The organism is Brevibacillus laterosporus DSM 25 (genome assembly GCF_002706795.1).
Classification (GTDB): domain Bacteria; phylum Bacillota; class Bacilli; order Brevibacillales; family Brevibacillaceae; genus Brevibacillus_B; species Brevibacillus_B laterosporus.
Window position 1 is genome coordinate 4990367 of the sequence record NZ_CP017705.1, and the last position, 19075, is coordinate 5009441.

18 protein-coding genes are annotated in these 19075 nt (G+C 39.6%); 9 read left to right on the plus strand and 9 right to left on the minus strand.

Going from position 1 to position 19075, the window contains the following annotated elements; translation table 11 throughout:
* Positions 1–329 precede the first annotated feature (329 nt).
* From BrL25_RS23145 to BrL25_RS23160, 3 genes are all read right to left on the minus strand, one after another.
* Complete coding sequence (locus tag BrL25_RS23145) at positions 330–2120, minus strand: ABC transporter ATP-binding protein (protein ID WP_018669921.1); 1791 nt, start codon at positions 2118–2120, stop codon at positions 330–332.
* A gap of 14 nt (positions 2121–2134) precedes the next feature.
* Positions 2135–3931 carry an ABC transporter ATP-binding protein gene (locus BrL25_RS23150; RefSeq protein WP_018669920.1) on the minus strand — a complete coding sequence of 599 codons (1797 nt, stop codon included), beginning with the start codon at positions 3929–3931 and terminating at the stop codon, positions 2135–2137.
* A 734-nt stretch (positions 3932–4665) separates the two neighbouring features.
* Positions 4666–5205 carry a GNAT family N-acetyltransferase gene (locus BrL25_RS23160; RefSeq protein WP_018669918.1) on the minus strand — a complete coding sequence of 180 codons (540 nt, stop codon included), beginning with the start codon at positions 5203–5205 and terminating at the stop codon, positions 4666–4668.
* Positions 5206–5451: 246 nt separating this feature from the next.
* Here BrL25_RS23160 and BrL25_RS23165 point away from each other — a divergent pair, with 246 nt between their 5' ends.
* Complete coding sequence (locus BrL25_RS23165) at positions 5452–5931, plus strand: DinB family protein (RefSeq protein WP_018669917.1); 480 nt, start codon at positions 5452–5454, stop codon at positions 5929–5931.
* 101 nt (positions 5932–6032) lie between these two features.
* Here BrL25_RS23165 and BrL25_RS23170 read toward each other — a convergent pair whose 3' ends face one another.
* The 6 genes from BrL25_RS23170 to BrL25_RS23195 form a co-directional block, all read right to left on the minus strand.
* Entirely contained in the window at positions 6033–7415 is a 1383-nt protein-coding gene (locus tag BrL25_RS23170) for a ribonuclease H-like domain-containing protein (RefSeq protein WP_018669916.1), read from the minus strand.
* Complete coding sequence (locus BrL25_RS23175) at positions 7405–9687, minus strand: DEAD/DEAH box helicase (protein ID WP_018669915.1); 2283 nt, start codon at positions 9685–9687, stop codon at positions 7405–7407. The genes BrL25_RS23170 and BrL25_RS23175 overlap by 11 nt, the downstream gene beginning before the upstream one ends.
* Before the next feature lie 180 nt (positions 9688–9867).
* Positions 9868–10296, minus strand: coding sequence for an Rrf2 family transcriptional regulator (locus BrL25_RS23180; protein ID WP_018669914.1), 429 nt, complete (start codon positions 10294–10296; stop codon positions 9868–9870).
* A 176-nt stretch (positions 10297–10472) separates the two neighbouring features.
* Positions 10473–11471: an inorganic phosphate transporter gene (locus tag BrL25_RS23185; RefSeq protein WP_018669913.1), complete on the minus strand. Its 999-nt coding sequence runs from the start codon at positions 11469–11471 to the stop codon at positions 10473–10475.
* 17 nt (positions 11472–11488) lie between these two features.
* Positions 11489–12109 (minus strand): DUF47 domain-containing protein, encoded by a 621-nt coding sequence (locus BrL25_RS23190; RefSeq protein WP_018669912.1) that lies wholly within the window; start codon positions 12107–12109, stop codon positions 11489–11491.
* Positions 12110–12145: 36 nt separating this feature from the next.
* Complete coding sequence (locus BrL25_RS23195) at positions 12146–12733, minus strand: TetR/AcrR family transcriptional regulator (RefSeq protein ID WP_018669911.1); 588 nt, start codon at positions 12731–12733, stop codon at positions 12146–12148.
* A 315-nt stretch (positions 12734–13048) separates the two neighbouring features.
* Here BrL25_RS23195 and BrL25_RS23200 point away from each other — a divergent pair, with 315 nt between their 5' ends.
* The 8 genes from BrL25_RS23200 to BrL25_RS23235 all read left to right on the plus strand — a co-directional run bounded on the left by BrL25_RS23200 (position 13049) and on the right by BrL25_RS23235 (position 19063).
* Entirely contained in the window at positions 13049–13855 is an 807-nt protein-coding gene (locus BrL25_RS23200) for a permease (RefSeq protein ID WP_236847738.1), read from the plus strand.
* Between the two features lie 48 nt (positions 13856–13903).
* Positions 13904–14512, plus strand: coding sequence for a DUF1980 domain-containing protein (locus tag BrL25_RS26615; protein ID WP_412679223.1), 609 nt, complete (start codon positions 13904–13906; stop codon positions 14510–14512).
* Positions 14446–14877, plus strand: a complete 432-nt coding sequence (locus BrL25_RS23210) for a TIGR03943 family putative permease subunit (protein WP_081621567.1) — start codon at positions 14446–14448, stop codon at positions 14875–14877. Before BrL25_RS26615 ends, BrL25_RS23210 begins: the two co-directional genes overlap by 67 nt.
* Positions 14878–14985: 108 nt before the next feature.
* Positions 14986–16560 (plus strand): FAD-dependent oxidoreductase, encoded by a 1575-nt coding sequence (locus BrL25_RS23215; protein WP_018669909.1) that lies wholly within the window; start codon positions 14986–14988, stop codon positions 16558–16560.
* Between the two features lie 441 nt (positions 16561–17001).
* Positions 17002–17583, plus strand: a complete 582-nt coding sequence (locus BrL25_RS23220; protein ID WP_018669908.1) for an SMI1/KNR4 family protein — start codon at positions 17002–17004, stop codon at positions 17581–17583.
* Between the two features lie 81 nt (positions 17584–17664).
* Positions 17665–18069, plus strand: a complete 405-nt coding sequence (locus tag BrL25_RS23225; RefSeq protein WP_018669907.1) for a VOC family protein — start codon at positions 17665–17667, stop codon at positions 18067–18069.
* Positions 18070–18286: 217 nt separating this feature from the next.
* Positions 18287–18808, plus strand: a complete 522-nt coding sequence (def, locus tag BrL25_RS23230) for a peptide deformylase (protein WP_018669906.1) — start codon at positions 18287–18289, stop codon at positions 18806–18808.
* A gap of 45 nt (positions 18809–18853) precedes the next feature.
* Complete coding sequence (locus BrL25_RS23235) at positions 18854–19063, plus strand: DUF2905 domain-containing protein (RefSeq protein ID WP_018669905.1); 210 nt, start codon at positions 18854–18856, stop codon at positions 19061–19063.
* The last annotated feature ends 12 nt before the right edge of the window (positions 19064–19075 follow it).

Genomic DNA, 19075 nt, shown 5'->3' on the forward strand with positions numbered 1-19075 from the left:
ATGAGAAAAAATTTTTGTGTACATGAATCTATAAATCTACCAAATATGTACCATCACCTCTTTTACTCAAGGATAATTGAAACGGTTGTATGCTACCATACTCGATCTCCTTCCTTAGTGAACAATATATTGTTGCATCAGCAAACCTTTAACCTTATTCATATATTGCATAAAAATATTATTTAAGAAAATTGAACATTTACGACTCATTATACCATATCAGTATTATTCTTCCATTGAAGTTTTTGTAAATTCTATGAACGTCAATATGTACTTCTGTAAATTTCATAATGAAGAGTACAAGGTGCCCTATTAATGATCGTACTATACTAATGGATAGGGATTGCTTTGTTAGAACTTGTTTCCCCTGCAAATAAACGTAAGTATGGTCCCTCTTTCGCTTTCATCTCATTTGGTGACCCATGATCCACAATAGACCCCTGCTCCATAACAAAAATGACATCCGCTATTTCTGCTGTTTGCATTTGATGTGTTACGATCATGACGGTGCGTTGATCCTTCAATGAACGAATCGCATCACGAACACACGTTTCCGAATGTGAATCCAGAGCAGACGTAGGCTCATCAAACAAAACAATCGGAGATTTCGATACTAAAGCACGCGCAATGGCGATTCTCTGGCGTTGACCTCCTGATAAACGTACGTTATCCTCTCCAATTCGTGTTTTGTATCCATCAGGTAGCTCCAGAATAAATTCGTGAGCAAATGCAGCTTTTGCTGCTTCAATAAGTTCCCCTTCCTCTGCATCCGGCCTCCCGAATCTAATATTCTCTTCGATCGTTCCTTCAAATAAATGCGGATCCTGTGGAACATATGCTATCAATTCTCTCACCTGCGTAAGCGTGTGAGTTTTTGCATTTTTAGCGAAGAAATAGATGTCGCCTTTCGCAGGGGGATAAAACCCTAATAGCGCTTTTAGTAACGTACTTTTCCCAGAACCACTTGTTCCCACAACTGCAGCTAATTCACCTACTCTAACTGACAGAGTGACATGATTTAATATCTGGTCCATACCACGTTGTAAAACAACATCCTGTAGCGAAAATGCTTCTATAGATGAGGAATTTTTCACATAATCTAACTGTTGCTGGGGTGTTTTATCAGTAATGACCAGATCGATTTCTTCAACTGGTTGGTTCAACAATCCGTAGACTCTAGCTGAGCCTGATAAGGAATGCTGTAGGGAAGCAATAATTCTGCCAAACTCCAAAAAAATAAACACCATAGTCGTCTGTAACTGCACCAATTGCCCTAAAACACCTAGTTCATTTTTAGAATATATAAACAGCCCAACTACTAACATACCGCCAAACATAACAAAACTAAACAAAAAATTGATAGCATCTAATAATCCAGTCTTAAAACCTTGACTATTTGCGGTTTGGGTTAACTCCTTATTTGTATCAGCTATATCCTCTCTAACTACTTTCCCAGCAGAGAATGTTTTAATAATAGGCAATCCTTCTATGAATCCAGCAATTTTTGCAGTTATTTCCCCTAATTTTGCCTGAAGCCGATCATTTGTCTCCCTTAATGGCTGAACAAAACGCACATTAACAAAAGTGATACCAATACCTAACACAATAAAGATTAAAGAAAATCGCCAATCCATGATCAACATCGTGGTAGTCACCATAATCAAAGTCATCGCATTTTGTAAAATATTGCGCATACTCTCTCCGTATGCCTCTTCCATGTTGTGTGCGTCGTTAATGATACGAGATACCATTTCCCCAGGGTGATTAGCTTCAAAATAGGGAACGGGTAGCCTCGTAAGATGTTCGTACAGTGTTACTCTTATATCAGCCATTGTCTTCTTAATGATTCGTTGTAGACTGTAGTGGATGATAGGAACAACTGCACTAAATAAAAGAAAGGTTAGACTAATCAGGATAGCTGACCGGATCAATTGCTCTAAACTACCATTGACTGATGCTGTAATTAATTCATTGAGCGCAAAACTGATTGCTACTGGTAATGCTCCCATAATGGTACAGTCGGCCAGTAATGCGAAAAGATAGGCTCGACGTCGCGATTTTAGAAATACTAGCATATCCTTCCATTCTGAATAGGCTTTTTGAAATCCTTGTAATTCCATGGTATTCCTCCCATTTACTCCACTGAAAAACTAGGTTGCATGAGATGGTGATGCTCAATCTGTGGATTATAGAGCTTCCGATACAATCCATTTACGTCCATTAATTCGCGATGGGTTCCCCGTTCTACAATATTTCCACGATCCAACACCCAGATTTCATCACAATGTCGAATGGAAGAAAAGCGATGTGCTACCATCACAACCGTCTTTTTTTCTAAAAGCTTTTTAAGTCCTTCTTGGAACAAAAGCTCTGACTGAGCATCCAAAGCTGAAGTAGGCTCGTCCATGACAATAAAAGGTGCATTCTTAATAAAGGCGCGTGCAATGGCTATCCGTTGCTTTTGACCACCGGATAATTGGAAGCCTCCCTCACCAACCACAGTTTGATAGCCCTGAGACAACCCCGAAATAAATTTATGTGCATTCGCCAATTTCGCAGCTTCTACAATTTCACCTAGGGTTGCATCTTCTTTTCCGAAGGCAATATTTTCGGCAATTGACTTAGAAAAAAGAAAGACATCCTGTGGTACATAAGCAATGAAAGATCGTAACAAAGCGGCATCCCAATCTTGTGAATAGGAATGATCGTCTTTGACCTGGTAATGGCCCGTATTTGGAACATAAAGGCCACAAAGTAGTTTCACAATCGTTGATTTGCCACCTCCACTTGGTCCAACAAGCGCAATATGCCTACCTGTTTTTAATTCAAAATGTAAATTATGTAGAACTGGAGGTTTTTGTCCATCATATGTAAAGGAGATTCGTTCAAACTGCAAGCAAAGGTCTTTGGATAAGTAATGTTTTGGTACGGAACCTATGGAAAGGATTTTCTCTTCAGGCAACGATAAAATTTCCCCCGTACGTCTATACGACCCGAGTGCTTGTTGAAATTGAATAATTAAGTCAGGAATAACCGAAACAGGCTGTATAATATGTCCCAAGAAATAAACAAAGGCAATTAACTCCTCTGCTTTCAATTCTTGATGAGCGATTAGGTAAGCTCCATACAGAATACAAAATACCAAAGGACTTGACATAAATATAATATGAAGGGGATTTAGCCAAGCATGTCTACGTTCAATCTGTAGACTCTTTTGTAACATTTGTTCGATTGCCATTTTGAATTTCCGAAAGAAAGATTCATATAAATGAAACACTTTGATGATTGGAATTCCTGAGATAGTGTCCTTCATAATAGAGGCTGTACGACCGACCTGTTGTTGTAGTTCGTAGGAGTAGGCATTTAGAGGTTTACTTATCAAAGCTGCAAAAAGTAATGCAAAAGGAACTAAAGACAAGCTAAAAAGGATAAGTTTCCAGTTAACCAAAAAGAGGTATATAAAAGCAGCAATAAACATTAGCGGCTCTATGATTAGCTTTGGAAAATGTTCTGTCAAAAAACGTTGCACAATTGTTAAATCGTTAGAAAATCGGGATAAAAGATCACCCGTGTTATATTTTTCTACAGAGGAAAAAGCTGCATGTTCTAATTTTTCAGCAAAACGATTTCGTAAATCTCTTATAATGGAGGAACTGAATTTCGTAGATATCCATTTCACAAAGAAGTGTGAAACCATTCCGATAACGACACATATTCCAAACACATACAATAAGATGCTCATACGATCCTGAGTGTCATTCATAGAATAAGAGACCATCTGCTGAATATTGTATCCAATCACAACTTCTACAAGAACAGCTACAATGCTACAGATCACAATTAAAAGTAGAAAATACCAGTATGTAAAAATTGTTGCTACTATTTTTCCCCACATTGATTCTTGTACTTGACTACGTATTCGTTTTAACAAGTTGTTCTCTCCTCAAGATTCCCTTGATTTTTGTTATCCATAAATAAGAGTACACTATTTTTCAATTCTTGTTTAGTTAATTTTTTACAAAGTTTCTTCAATTTTTAATTTAAGCAATTTTTTATACTTGCATTTCATTCCCTTTAAGGCAGGATTATTAGTGAAAATACTTAACCATATGGTAGTCAGCTTGTATAATTGTAAACTAGGCAACTCAGATTAAGGAGAGGGCTATGAAAAAGAGGATTGCTTTATTTTATACAAGTGCACTTTTATATGAATATAGTGCCTGAACAGTCTATCGGATGTTAACAAAATAATTTGACATGCCAAGAAAAGCTCGGCCACAATACCAAGCTTCTCGACGTTACTAAACCTTCACGAGCCTGCTGGGGCTTGTTTTATCATGCATGCTTCAAATCATACTTCTACTTATAAAAGAAATAAAAGAAAATTCCCAAAAAAATAACGGTACATATTACATAAAACATTGTTAATCTTGTCAGATTTCTTTTTGTCTTCGTACCATAATTTTGATCTTTTGGCTTTATCCCTACCATGATAGTCCCAATAGCAGCTACCAAAACGATCAAAAAAATGAAAGGTATGAGGTAAGTCATTATTTTCAACTCTTTCTACCGTTTTATTTATCATACCTCATGATGGTAATAATAGAGACCATCCACTTTGCGTTTATTTTGCCCATCCACTTCATTAAGCTTTGTTGTTATTTGTTATTCATGATTTTTGTGTTCGAGTAGCCAGCAATCCCTTAATTCCCCTTCATGCCATTCGTGTTTCGGCAGTAATTTCACCTTTTCGAAACCACAACTTACGTAGCAACGAATCGCCCGCTCGTTCCATGTTTGAGGGTCCATAACTACCCTATCTGCTCCTTTTTCCTTATGTAAATATTCCACCATTGCCCGAACGAGTAGTCTGCCCATGCCACTGTTCCATCTCTCAGGCTCTCCAATAAATTGATCTGTTCCATAAACAACTTCTGTGTCGGTGTAGCCATAATCAAGTTTGGTTTCCTCATCAACCAAGTAAAACTGTATATATCCGATTGCTTGTCCATCATATTCAACGATACAACGGGTCTCTTCTCCATTGTCATCATAAAACTTTTGCGATACTTTACTTACATCATGAGGATTGTCTCTTCCCTCATAGTATTCTAATACAATCGGGTTTGTGAGCCATCTTACAAGCCATTCTTTATGTTCCTCTGCTAGTTTCCTAACAACTATTTTTCCGTTTTGAAAAATCATTCTTATCCCCTCCCACTCAAGATCATATCATTCTTGCTGGAAAAAGGAACAATGACTGTCTTTCTTCCCAAATGAGCAGAAAAGAGTGAACCTGCAAATGTTTAGCCTGCATGCTCACTCTTGCTTGCTGTTTTGCATGTTTATAAATGGAATTAAATTGCAGTTTGTATGCAATTTTTATGGAAGAAGTCGTGTCTTAGCTATAAGATGTAGGAGAGGAAATGCTACATGTAAAGGGGAGATTACATGATAACGAAAGAAGAATTACTATCAAATTTCGAAGGGGTTCGAAAACGAACCTTGAAGTACTTGACTGTGATTCCCGAGCAATTCATAGACTGGCGCCCAGATGATCATAAATTTTCAATTGGTGATATCGTTCGACATTTGGGTTCTACAGAATTAATGTTTTATCATGTGATCAGACAAAATGAATGGAAATATTATGGGCATGATCCTGATAAAGGCAGGACTATGAAAGAGGCTATACATTATCTACAGAATTGCCATGGTACCGTTTTAACAGGCCTTCAGCAGCTAGAGCCTGAGCAATTAACGATGAAGGTGAAAAATCTCTTAGGCTATGAAGTCAGTGCTTGGAGAATCATAATGGCAATGACTGAACATGAAATTCATCATCGAGGTCAGCTTTCTGCGTACATGCAAGCAAATCACATTGAGCCTCCACAAATATTCGGTTTGAAAATAGAGGAAGTACCGCATTAAGAAAGATAAAAAGACATTCCCTTCCGTACCTGTCACAACTTACTGAGGAAACGTCTTTTTTCAAACCATGTAAATTGATAAGGTTAAATTGTAGTTCACATTTACTTTGTAACATCTTCAACAAACAAGCTCTCACTAGTCTGCCCTAGTTTCTTCTCTAATCGCAAGAGTCTTTTTTCGTACATTTCGCGTTCTGCTTTATTCCTTTGCCGCAAATATGCCGTTTTCTTTTGCCAGCGCTCGAAGGCCATTTTTGTGTATGCATATGCCTTATCATATTCTTTTAATTGATGCTCACAAATCTTGGCTGCCTCAATACAAATTTCCTCACTACCCCACTCTTTGTCTTTCATACAAGCATCATAGCAATAAAGAGCCTTACTCCACTCCTTTTGACGCTTGAATATATGCCCCAGCGCAGCTTTTGCCCGCACGGCATAGGGATGTTTACTACGAGCCACTTCCCTATAATGAGACAGAGCCATATGCTCTGATCCGACCGCTTCATACCAACGCGCCACTTCATATCGCTCTTCCATAGACATCGTCACAGTCTCTACAGACAGTAGCATATTAGAGATATGAATATAGAGTGTAATAAGGGATAGAACATCTACTTCGTTATGCTGAAGCACGCCAGCAATATGCTCTGGATTCCGCTCTCTAACATAATCAAAATAAAGCATTGGAGCTAGTGAACCAGGTACGTCTTCCAAGCGCCTGATCCCCAGCTTTTGTTGTTCTACTATAGACAACCTACATGAAACGAGCTCATTCTTCCATAATCTTCTCGCACCATGCAACAAATCGATATGTCCAAACACAGGCAAGGCTGGTACATCCTTTCGTACCAACGTATGTCGAGTTTTTACTTGAGGCCAGTCGAATGATTTTCCATTATAGGTAACTAATTGTTTGGACTCCTTAACATCAGCTAAAAATGACTGATACAGCGTAATTTCAGAAAAAGGGTCTGTTAAAAAATGCTGACGAACGATTATTTCATCCTGTTCCAGTTTACTATAGCCCAATAAAAAGATGGTATTTCCCACCCCACCATGTAAACCAGTTGTTTCTGTATCAAAAAAAAGTAAATCCTCCGGGCGTTTGTTAGCGATAGACAGAGGATGCTCCAAACCGCTTTCGTTCCATTTATGAATAACGTCAAGTAAAGCCGCAAATTCGTAGTTCCCATGAATCATATCTAAGGGATAACGAACCTCTCGCACCATAGCATACTCCTCTTCGCCAAAGAATGGTTTGGCTTGAAGCCGTCGCCATGTATCTGCATAGGGAATCTGCGATTGAGGTGTTTCATGTACACTTTGCTTACATTCGAACTCCTCTGGTTTATGTGAATTGAACACTGATATTTCGCTCTGTTTTTCTGGCTCAGCACGTTTTTCCTTTTGGTCCATATGCTCGATACTACTATCAAGCGTCAGATGCTTTTTCATCCGTTGCAATTTATTTTTAAGAGACAAACGCTGTCCCCCCCTGCGCCACCCGCAATAAAGATAGTGCTAGTTCTTTTCCATCCCGTTCCACATATCCAATACACGAAGGACACCCTGACGCACATGGACATAAGCTAATCATCTCTTCTGCTTTAGCAAGTATGGTTTCCATCTGGTTATACACCTGTTCGCTAAGACCAATGCCACCTGGATAGCGATCGTAGAAGAATATAGTTGGTTGATTCGAGTGAACTGCTTTGCGCTGTGAGATCACATGTAAATCTTTCGGATCACACATTACCCATAGAGGGGCAACGTGTTGCAGTACATGTCCAGCCCCAACTAGCCCAAGCTCTACCTCCTCTTGACCAATCGTTTGTAAAATGGACTCTGGGAAACTAATCCATGCTGCATTCGTATGCAATTCCTCTTCTGGCAAATGTATCGGTCCTGATCCAATGTTCTCATGGGTCTCGAACTTGATTTTTTTAAAAATCGTTGCCATAGCATTAACAGCTACTTCCCCGTAAGCCAATTCAGTCTCCTTCTGCTTTCGTGTAGCATCTGACTCTAGTACTTTTAATTGTACCGCCAAATTAGCATCTGTATAATAATCGACCTTAACCTCACGGATAAAAGCCTTTTTCTCTTCATAATCCAGCTTTTCCACTTGATACTGTACCCCTTGATGCAGATAAATCGCTTCTTCATGTAACAATGTCATTGAACTGAAACGATCCATTTCTCCAATGACCTTCTCCTGTCCGCGGTCGGTAATGTCGACAATCACCACGTTCTCCTGTGAAGCAGAGCGTAAGCTGATGTTATGGGCTGGGAAAGAATCGTTCATCCAGAACCACTTTCCTTTGGAGGCGTGCAGAATCTGCTCTTCCGTTAAGAATTCTAGAATTTCTACTATTTCAGCTCGACCAAATGTATCTCCCTTTGTAAAAGGTAATTCATATGCTGCACACTTGATGTGATCCACGAGAATAATTAGATTGTCAGGATTGATACGAGCTGACTCAGGATTTCGTTCAAAAAAATACTCTGGGTGTTGAATAATATATTGGTCAAGCGGTGAAGAACTACCAACCATGACAACAACAGACTCATCTTGGCGACGCCCAGCTCTTCCTGCCTGTTGCCAGGTACTAGCTACGGAGCCTGGATAACCTGTAATAACACATGCCTGTAATTGTCCAATATCTACTCCTAGCTCTAGTGCATTCGTGCTAACCACCCCGGCAATATCACCTTGCCGCAATCCACGCTCAATTTGTCGTCGTTGTGACGGTAAATATCCGCCTCTATAGCCTTGGATTGTCTTGGGTCCCAGTTTTTTGCGGATCAGCTCTTGTAAATAGGTCAAAAGTATCTCCACACGCACACGACTTCTCGCAAATAAAATCGTTTGAATTCCATTTGTCAAAAAAGCGGACGCAATGTCTCGAGCTTCTAATGTAGCACTACGACGAATATTTAATTGGTGATTTACAATAGGTGGATTGTAAAATATAAAATGCTTCGTCCCTGTGGGAGCCCCATTATTATCTACGAGCTCCATCTGTTCCTCTGTAATCTGTTCTGCTAATTGTAATGGATTGGCAATGGTTGCAGAAGTACAAATAAACTGTGGATGAGAACCATAGTATGAGCAAATACGCTTTAAACGTCTTATCACATTAGCAACATGACTCCCAAACACACCACGGTAGGTGTGTAGCTCATCAATTACCACATATTTCAAATGTTCAAAAAAAGCGACCCATTTTGTATGATGAGGCAGGATCGCAGAATGTAACATGTCTGGGTTTGTAATTACAATATTTCCTGCTTTGCGGACCATTTGCCGAATAGTAGCAGGTGTATCCCCATCATAGGTCTCCGATTTTATCGGTAGTTCCATCTCATTAATTAATTCATGTAATTCACTCTTTTGGTCCTGGGCCAAGGCTTTAGTAGGAAACATGTATAATGCCCTCGCCTGAGTGTCATTAGCCAACGTTTGCAAAATGGGCAAGTGGTAGCACATGCTTTTTCCTGAAGCCGTTGGTGTTACAGCCACAATATGCTTCCCATTCTGAATATGGCGAAAGGCTGTCGCTTGATGTGTATATAAAGAGGAAATTCCTCGTCTACTCAACGCTTGTGCGATCCGTTCATCTATTTGTTCTGGGAATGGCACCACTTGTGGATCACGAGGCGGAATCGTCGTCCAGTTGACGATGTTTTGTTTCATCCGCTCGTCGGACCGAAACTCTTCCAAAAGTTCCGCCATATTTTTCTTTCGTAGCATGTATCGATCACCCTCTTCTCTTTCTATTGTACGTAAAGTGTCAAGGAAAAACGAGCTTCCAGTAATCAATAATATTTACAGATATCCTTGATTAGAAAAAGCTAACAATCTTTCTCGAAAGACCGATCGCTAGCTTTAGATGAACAATATGTTAATACGCTTCATACGTGATGATGAGGCCTACTCTCTTACATTTTTACCCATACCCATTCCATGTAACACATCTGCTACTGTTTTACTTGCCAGTTCTTGCTCCATCGCCTGCTGGGCACTCAAAAAAACATCAGTCAGAGTATGTTGGATCTGCTTTCCAATTGGACATGCTGGATTAGGTTCCTCATGGATTGCAAATAGCTCATCAGGGCTTTGTACTGCTTTGTAAACATCAAGAAGAGATATCTCCTCTGGGCTTTTCGTTAACGTGGCACCTGGGGCTCCGACCTTAGACTCTATCATTCCTGCTTTTTTTAACATACTGCTAATACGACGAATTACCACAGGATTTGTATTTACACTGCCAGCTATATAAGCCGATGTAGCCTGTCCACAGGGTGTAGATGCTACGATTGAAAGGATATGAATAGCTACTGCAAAACGACTATTTACCATCTGCGTTCCCCCCTATTCCATGATTAGATAGCCGCTACCCCTACTTTATACCTTTTCTCACACAAAAAAAACACCTAAAAGATATACCTCCAAAGAACATGTAGGGGGTAGCTTTCAAACAGACTCTGCTCCTCTATGAACATAATCGGTTTTCTTTATCTTTTAGGTGTATTCTTTTACACAAATAGCATGACTACCTTGTATAAACCAGCTGATAACAGTGCAGTTATCGGCATAGTGATTATCCAAGTGAACACGATTCGTCGTGCTACTCCCCACTTTACATCTTTCACACGCTGTGCTGATCCTACCCCCATAATTGAGGAAGAAATTACATGTGTGGTACTAACAGGCAAGTGCAGGAAAGTAAATCCAAAAATGATAAAGGCTGACGACAAATCTGCTGCCGCACCGCTAACCGGTTTTAATTTGGTAATTTTGCCTCCAACTGTTTTAATGATTCTCCATCCACCTACCATGGTACCAAGTCCCATTGCTAAGGCGACAGATACACGAATCCATGTTGGAATATCTGTAGTTGTCTGGAAGCCCGCTGTGATTAAAGCCATCGTCATAATCCCCATTGTTTTTTGAGCATCATTGGTTCCATGGCTAAATGATTGCAAAGCAGCTGTCATGATTTGAAAAATGCGAAATCCCTTGTTCGTTTTAGCCAGATTAGAATTGCGGAATACGATTTTGAATAAGGACATGACTAAAAACCCAATAGCCAACGCTGCGACAGGCGATATGAGCAAAGCTTCCATTATACGAATAAACCCTGAATAATTTAAGCTCCATAAACCTTCTGAAGCGATAGCAGCACCAGCAATTGAACCAACCAGCGCATGTGACGAACTACTAGGAATTCCATAATACCACGTAATGAGATTCCAAGCTATTGCTCCAATAAGGGCGCATAGAAGTACAATCGAACCATTTTCAAGGGAAAAAGGATCGACAATATCTTTCGTAATGGTTTGGGCTACACCTGTAAACAATAACGCACCAAAAAAATTCATCAAAGCCGCCATTACAATCGCTACTTGAGGAGGCAACGCTCTTGTGGTAACGGAAGTGGCAATTGTATTGGCTGTATCGTGAAAACCGTTAATAAAATCAAAAGTCAAACCTAAGATGATGATGCAAACCAAAATAAAAAGTACACTATCCATCATGGAACCCCTTTTCTTTAGACATTTCGCATGATGATCGTTTCAAGTGCATTGGCTACATCTTCACAGCTATCTGCAACGCCTTCGAACATCTCATAAATCTCTTTATACTGCATGATGGCAATCGGGTCCTTTTGAGAAGCAAAAAGTTGACGAATACTTCTATCTAACACTGCATCCGCTTTTGATTCTAGGTCGTTAATCCTTACTACATAGGGATGAATCTCATTCATTTTCTTTTGGAACAGCAGATCGGTTGCTCCTGTAATCTCCTTGGTAGCCGCAAGTAATAGAACAGTAAACTCCTCCATGTGCTCGTCCCACTTTTGGATATTATAAATCTCCAAGCGAGAGGACAGCTCTTCAAAACCGTCTAGCACATCGTCCAGCTTAACAGCCAAAGCCAAGATGTCTTCACGCTCAATCGGTGTGATAAATGCCTTATTTAACTCCATAATTACTTTATGTATGTGTGTATCTGCCTTATGCTCGTAGTCTTTCATGACACTAGAGAAGGTAACCAGATCCCCATCGTTCTTCTCAGGAAACTGGGCAAAATACTGAGCAGACTCCTCAATTATACCTACAATCTGGCTCAACGTGCTAAAAAATTTATCGTCCTTTGGTCTAAAAATCATAAATGCTCCTCCTCTTTCTCCAAATCTCGTGCAAAACTAATCAGAAGGAGTCCCAGGTGATATCCCTCGGATGAATGTGTTTATAGTATGGTGTATTATTTCTTGCTCATTCAACGTAATTAACGAACGGCACAGACTAAATCGCATAAAAAAGTAGCCTGTGGTGAGACAAATAAATAATTCTGCCGTAGCAACACAATCAATATCAGCTATCTTACCCTTTTCCTTCATTTTAGCAAAATAATCAGTCAGCATTTGTTTAAATTGATTTGGTTGTATCGAGATTTTTTTCACAAGCTCAGCAAACACAGTTGGGTCTCGAAAACTAATTGAAATAATATCCTGCATCTCAGTAAGTTGCCGCAAAAAATATTGGCCGATATGTAACAGGTCCACTTCCAGTTCCCATGTGAAGTAATCTCTTATGTTGTCCATCTGAAAAGTGTGCCTTTGCACGATCATTTCCATAATTTTGTCTTTACTGCCAAAGTTCCTAAAAATCGTCACTTCATTGACTCCGGCTTTTTCGGCAATTGCTTTTGTAGTCGTAGCTCTGTAGCCTTGTTCCTTTAACAAGTCTATTGTAGCCTGCAGAATTTTATCATTTGTCGATTCTTTCCTCATCTCTTTTCACCCTAGTTTTTATGAATGCAAGCACTTACTTGCAAAGAAAAGTATAGTTCACAGACAGAACAGATGTCAATTTGTTAGAAAAATCAGCTGTGTCAGAAATGTAAACGATGTAATAGGCTTTTTCATCTTAATTATACGTAAGAAAAAATCTCCCGAAAATAAATCGGAGCTTTCTTATACCTATTTTTGTCAGAAGGTCAGCTCCCTACCACTCTTCCCAATCTACTCTATTCCCCACAGCTATTACATGTAAAAACGTTATTCTTTAGCATTTAGCTTGAAGCCATTCCATTTGTGTTGATTGGTGTGTTTTTTTCTGCATTATTACAAACCTTCGTTAGTGATGAGACCGTGAGAAAATGGACACCTAGGCATCCAATGATAGCTATTCCGTTTGCTACCATGCTAGGTTTTATCTTTCCTATCTGTGAGTGTGCCATCGTACCAATTGTGCGACGTTTGATTCATAAGGGTATGCCGGTTTATGTGGGAATGATTTTCTTGTTAGCAGGCCCAATCGTTAATCCAGTTGTGATGGCAGCAACATATACTGCGTTTCCAACTGAACCGCAAATGGTATTATATCGAACGCTGTTTGCCTTTATCGTTGCAGCCGTGGTAGGAATTATTCTCTTTTTCACACAAAAAACCACCCCCTTGAAGTTGGGTAGTGAATATGAAATAACGCATGAACAACAGCATCTTCATAAGCAAACAAGAAAGCTTAGTAGTACATTTACTCACGCGGTCGATGAATTTTTTGATATGGGAAAATTTCTTATCTTTGGAGCGTTGATCAGCGCAATTATTCAAGTGTATGTTGCTAGAGATGACCTGATTTCTTTTGCGGATACTCCCCTCTACGCCAATCTAACAATGATGGGGCTCGGGTTTATTTTCTCCCTTTGCTCGGAAGCAGATGCTTTTATTGCGGCGTCGTTCTCTAACACTTTTAGCAAAGGTTCTTTACTTGCTTTCATGGTGTTTGGTCCGATGATCGACTTAAAGAATACCCTACTGCTACTAAGTGTTTTCCGAATCGGTTTTGTGGCCAAATTTATTTGTTTAGTTACGTTATCTGTTTTGCTACTAACCCTATTCTATCCCTTATAAAAGGAGGTCTGGATGATGCATCACCGAACGAAGAAACATCATTATTATATGCGTAGCCTTATCTTGCTAGGCTTTTCGCTGGTCTTAGCTCATCTGCTTTGGACAGGCTCCATTACTTTTTATCTGGCACCCCGTTTACATACTTTATGTTATGTTACCTTTGTTATTTTACTGTTATTAACGGGAAGCAGTTTTTGGCAAATACGACAGGCAAAGAATCAAAGCGAAGAAATATGCGATTGTGGTGGGCTACATGGATTACCATCTTCTCGCTGGAGTAGTACATTTGTGTATGGACTCTTTCTGCTTCCTGTTTTTATGGGATTGTTTATGCCTGATAAAGTGCTAGATAGTGCGATAGCCAAGCAAAAAGGGATTAATCTTTTGCAGGGAGATGCAAAAAAGTTACTTTCAAAGGAGACTGAAAAGAACCGTGTAGATGCTACAAATAACTCTGTAGACATAGAGTCATCTAGCTCTCAGGCAAATACTTCAGCTAGTACAAACCTACTACAACTACCAGCCCAAACACCAATGGCACTACTTTTAAGCGTCCCCCCAATACTCTCTCTACACAGGAAGTCCGGAAGATGTTTGAGGGGTTTGGTGATTTCTATCAGGAGTTCGCTACTTCGTTGTACCAGGATCCTGTCCTGAAACTAACCGATCAAAACTTTTTAGATGGTTTAACTGTACTATCTGTGTTTACTCATGAATTTGATGGCCATCCGTTAGAACTGATGGGATTTGTCTACCGTCAGCCCAATATGCAAGAAAATGAATTTGTAGTGGCTCGTTTCTCTGTGTCATGTTGTACCGCAGACGCACGGGTATCTGGAGTTCTCGTTCAATCGCCCAATGCCAAGGAATTTAAGACAGATAGCTGGGTTAAGGTGAATGGAGCATTAGGTTTGACAACGTATGAAGGCAATGAACTACTCGTATTACAAGCGAAGCAAATCTCACAGGTTCCTGCACCAAAAGACCCTTACGTCTATTATTCCGCCATTCCTAACAATTAGTTTGCGAAATATTTTATTATTTTACAATTTTAGGTTTCAACTACCTCTTTTTGTGTTAAAACCAATATGTACCCTGTTTTTTCATATACACTAAAGGAGGTTGTTTAGATGCATAAGGAATTAGAAACAGAGGTTGCCATTATTGGTGGCGGTGTAGGCGGATTTGCAGCAGCATTAGGCGCCGCACGACTCGGAAAAAAAGTAGTACTTACAGAAGAGACAGACTGGATTGGAGGGCAATTTACCAGTCAAGCCGTTCCACCTGATGAACATCGTTGGATTGAACAGTTCGGTTGTACCCAAACCTATCGCCAATTTCGCAATCAGGTGCGCGACTACTACCGTCAGCATTTCCCGTTGACGACAGAAGCTCGATTAACATACAATCTTGATCCTGGTAACGGCAGTGTCAGTCGGCTATGTGCCGATCCACGTGTCTATTTATCCGTCATGGAAGAAATGTTAGCACCTTATGTACATAGCGGACTGGTTACGATTATAACCCGCTGCAAAGCGACTTCTGTTGAAACAGATGGGGATACCGTTTGCTCTGTTACGCTTTCCCAGTGTGATAGCGGTATTACCTTTACCATAAAAGCACCTTATTTCCTAGATGCTACAGAATGCGGAGATCTTTTACCAATGGCTAACGTCGAATATGTTACGGGAGCTGAATCTCAATACGATACGGGTGAGCCTCATGCTATAGACGGGGATGCAAGACCTTTTGACATTCAAGCTTCGACATATGTGTTTGCTATGGACTATGTGGAAGGAGAAAACCACATCATAGATAAACCAGCAGACTACGACTTTTGGCGGAATTACAAGCCTGATTTTTGGCCAGCTCGTCAGCTAAGCTTTACAGCTGCAGACCCTAGAACATTACAACCAATTGAATATTCCCTGTTCCCTGATACTGAAAAATTTTCTTTATATACCTATCGTCGAATCATTGATCAATTAAATTTTGTTCCTGGTACCTTTTCTACAGATATTACTCTGGTAAACTGGCCACAAAACGATTATTGGCTAGCCCCTATTTATGACCTTCCAGAAGAAGATGTCTCTAAGCATTTGTATCAAGCGAAACAATTAAGCTTATCGCTATTGTACTGGATGCAAACAGAGGCACCTCGACCAGATGGTAAGGAAGGATATCCTGGATTACGCTTACGACCTGATGTGATGGGAACTACGGATGGATTAGCTAAATATCCATACATTCGAGAATCTCGACGTATTAAAGCAGCATTTACTGTTCTTGAACAGCATGTGAGCGCAGAATGGAGGGGTGATGAGGGTGCCGAACCGTTCCTAGATACGATTGGTATTGGTAGCTATCGCATTGATTTGCATCCAACCACGGAAGGTACAAACTATATAGATGTTGCCTCTTTGCCATTTCAAATCCCATTGGGCGCGCTAATCCCTATTCGAGTTAATAATCTATTGCCTGCTTGCAAAAACATTGGGACGACTCACATCACGAACGGTTGTTATCGACTGCATCCCGTCGAATGGAATATCGGGGAGTCAGCAGGGATGCTAGCCGCTTTTTGTGTCGAAAAAGGATATCAACCTAGAGAAGTGTGGGAGGATTCTACCAAGCTAAAAGATTATCAACAATTACTAACCAAGCAAGGAGTAGAGTTGTTCTGGCCTAAGCTCTCAGCTGTCTAATCATTTTATCCTTACCCATTTATAGTTGCATTCCGTTTCAAAATAAAACTCGGCTACTAGTCAGTACAAGTCCCTATTCATCAAGGGATTTGTTTACTAGGGTAGCCGAGTTTTTTAAGATAGATGTGATAAAATCTTGAAAATACCTGCTCTCCAAATATGTTGATTGAGTAAGCAGTAGATGAACTTTTATTTTGCAGGTAGTTTTCAACAATTTTTCACTCGGATCCATTCTACCTGTAAGAGAACCACTCCATCCTCCCCCAAGGCATCACAATATCAGAATTTTCCCTGATTCCTGCAATAAGAGCATCCCCCTATCACACCAGATGGTATACGAAAGTAAAACAAACTATGCTCTTTTTACACCAGCCTATATTCAAGTATAATCAATGGTAATACATATCATTGTATAGATAATATTGAGGTGGAATAAGCACAATGAAGAAACAGATTGAAGAGCTTGAACGGTTGTTATCTATTAAAGTCGGCGAAGATGTACAAGAAGAATATGACAATTATCTTTCTCTGAAAGGGGCATCCGCAGAAAACCTTCAGGAAATTGAAACGCTCTTTGATATCAAGCTACCTGAAGATTTTAAAGAATTTTATCGTTATAAGAATGGTAGCGGCTACCACTTTCATATTTTATATCCTGAATATGGTGAAGGCTGTATAGAACCTTTTTATTTATACTCCCTTGACGAAATGAAAGAAACAAAAGGCTATTTTTGCGATAATGATGAACTCCTTAGCGAATATTATGATGAACAAGAGATCTCACATCTAGATGCTAGAATTAAGCCTTATCTATTCAACAAGAAATGGTTTCCATTTGCTCAATTAGCGGGCGGCAGTCTGTATCTTATGCTAGATTATGATCCAGCCTCAGACGGAAAAACAGGACAGATTATCGCCTATGTTCATGATCCAGATTTTATTTATTATGTTGCTGACAGCTTTACTAATCTAGTAAAACATTCAAATATAAATTTACAGGATTGGGAAGAGATTGACTATTAATATTGATTTGCTGTAATGAACAGTTTGTAGTTACGATTTAAATGATCCGATTTAAAAACAACTAGCTTAAGGAGCAATAACATGATTCGTAAATATGTTCATCACATTTGTATCCAAACAAATACATATAAGGAATCGTTACAGTTTTATCAAGAAGCGTTAGGATTTAAGCTCGTTCAGGAAACACCTCATTTTCACCAACGTGAATTTAATACATGGTTAAGTCTAGATTCCTTTTACATCGAACTTCAAACTGGGAAAGCTGGTGAATTACTAGATCCTCCTAACACCAATGCCCAAGGACTTGTCCATCTGTGTTTGTGGGTGGAAAATTTGGATGCAGAGCTTCAACGAGTGAAGAGTTTAGGCCACCGCGTAAAAATGAAGGATGGACAGGAAATCTATACCGTGGAAAATGGGCGGTTGCTAAAATTACTCGCTCCTGAAGGAACGATTATCGAGCTTAGAGATAATCAGAGTGTCTAAAAAATAAACAAGAGGCTGTCCTTTCGTGCTGACAAGTCTTGTTTATTTTCTGTAACTATAAGGGGATAGCAACAATCTTAACCCTTTCACTAACAAGCCGATAAAACGTATAATATGAATAGATCCATAAATTTACAGTCCTTTTTTAACACAATAACTGTAAATCATGGAAGGAAAACAATATGAATAAACCGAGAAGGAAAGGATTGATTTCAACATGGCTGAATTGATGATTCGACAACTTGGTGATCCTGTGCTACGCAAAGTATGCAAGCCTATTACCAACATCACAGATCGGGAACAAAAATTATTACAAAATTTAATTGATACACTTTATGCTGATCCTGGTCGAGCAGGTCTGGCAGCGCCACAAGTGGGCTTCTTAAAGCGAATTGCGATCCTGGACTGTGGTGACGGATTAGTAGAATTACTCAATCCAGAAATTATTTCTCGAACGGGAGAAACCTTTGAATATGAAGCATGTCTTTCCTTACCAGGTATGTACGGTGCTGTGAAACGAGCTGAATCTATTGTGGTAAAAACATTAAATCGTCTGGGGGAAGAAGTAATTATTGAGGCTTCAGGGCATAAAGCACGCTGTATCCAGCATGAAATGGACCACTTGGACGGTGTCTTGTACATTGATCATGTAAAAAATGGGCATCTTTTTCAAGAGAAAACAAAAAAACCAGTAGACGTGTATCAAATGATTCAGCTTTCGAAGCAAAATGCTTTGTAAACGGAGATCATCACTGATCGTTATGGTGGCAGTTAAGGAGTACATATGGGAAAAACCTTAGTCGTAATCGGTGTCGTCTTGATTGTAGTAGGTTTACTTTGGCAGGTAGGTGGTCGCTTTTTGCATCTAGGGCGGTTACCCGGTGACATCGTGGTAGAAAAGGAGAACTTTCGTTTTTATTTTCCTGTCGTTACCTGCATTATTATTAGCGTGGTGCTATCACTTATCATGTACGTCATTCGTTTTTTCAAATAAATAATGAAAATT

Bases quoted from the DNA above. Each gene is read 5' to 3' on its own strand.
- BrL25_RS23160 (WP_018669918.1), bottom strand. From the start codon at position 5,205: ATGATTTTTCAAAACGGAAAAATAGTTGTTAGGAAACTAGCAGAGGAA.
- BrL25_RS23185 (WP_018669913.1), bottom strand. From the start codon at position 11,471: ATGGATAGTGTACTTTTTATTTTGGTTTGCATCATCATCTTAGGTTTG.
- BrL25_RS26615 (WP_412679223.1), top strand. From the start codon at position 13,904: ATGCGTAGCCTTATCTTGCTAGGCTTTTCGCTGGTCTTAGCTCATCTG.
- BrL25_RS23165 (WP_018669917.1), top strand. From the start codon at position 5,452: ATGATAACGAAAGAAGAATTACTATCAAATTTCGAAGGGGTTCGAAAA.
- BrL25_RS23235 (WP_018669905.1), top strand. From the start codon at position 18,854: ATGGGAAAAACCTTAGTCGTAATCGGTGTCGTCTTGATTGTAGTAGGT.
- BrL25_RS23215 (WP_018669909.1), top strand. From the start codon at position 14,986: ATGCATAAGGAATTAGAAACAGAGGTTGCCATTATTGGTGGCGGTGTA.
- BrL25_RS23175 (WP_018669915.1), bottom strand. From the start codon at position 9,687: ATGCTACGAAAGAAAAATATGGCGGAACTTTTGGAAGAGTTTCGGTCC.
- def (WP_018669906.1), top strand. From the start codon at position 18,287: ATGGCTGAATTGATGATTCGACAACTTGGTGATCCTGTGCTACGCAAA.
- BrL25_RS23190 (WP_018669912.1), bottom strand. From the start codon at position 12,109: ATGATTTTTAGACCAAAGGACGATAAATTTTTTAGCACGTTGAGCCAG.
- BrL25_RS23225 (WP_018669907.1), top strand. From the start codon at position 17,665: ATGATTCGTAAATATGTTCATCACATTTGTATCCAAACAAATACATAT.
- BrL25_RS23210 (WP_081621567.1), top strand. From the start codon at position 14,446: ATGTTTGAGGGGTTTGGTGATTTCTATCAGGAGTTCGCTACTTCGTTG.
- BrL25_RS23220 (WP_018669908.1), top strand. From the start codon at position 17,002: ATGAAGAAACAGATTGAAGAGCTTGAACGGTTGTTATCTATTAAAGTC.
- BrL25_RS23195 (WP_018669911.1), bottom strand. From the start codon at position 12,733: ATGAGGAAAGAATCGACAAATGATAAAATTCTGCAGGCTACAATAGAC.
- BrL25_RS23180 (WP_018669914.1), bottom strand. From the start codon at position 10,296: ATGGTAAATAGTCGTTTTGCAGTAGCTATTCATATCCTTTCAATCGTA.
- BrL25_RS23145 (WP_018669921.1), bottom strand. From the start codon at position 2,120: ATGGAATTACAAGGATTTCAAAAAGCCTATTCAGAATGGAAGGATATG.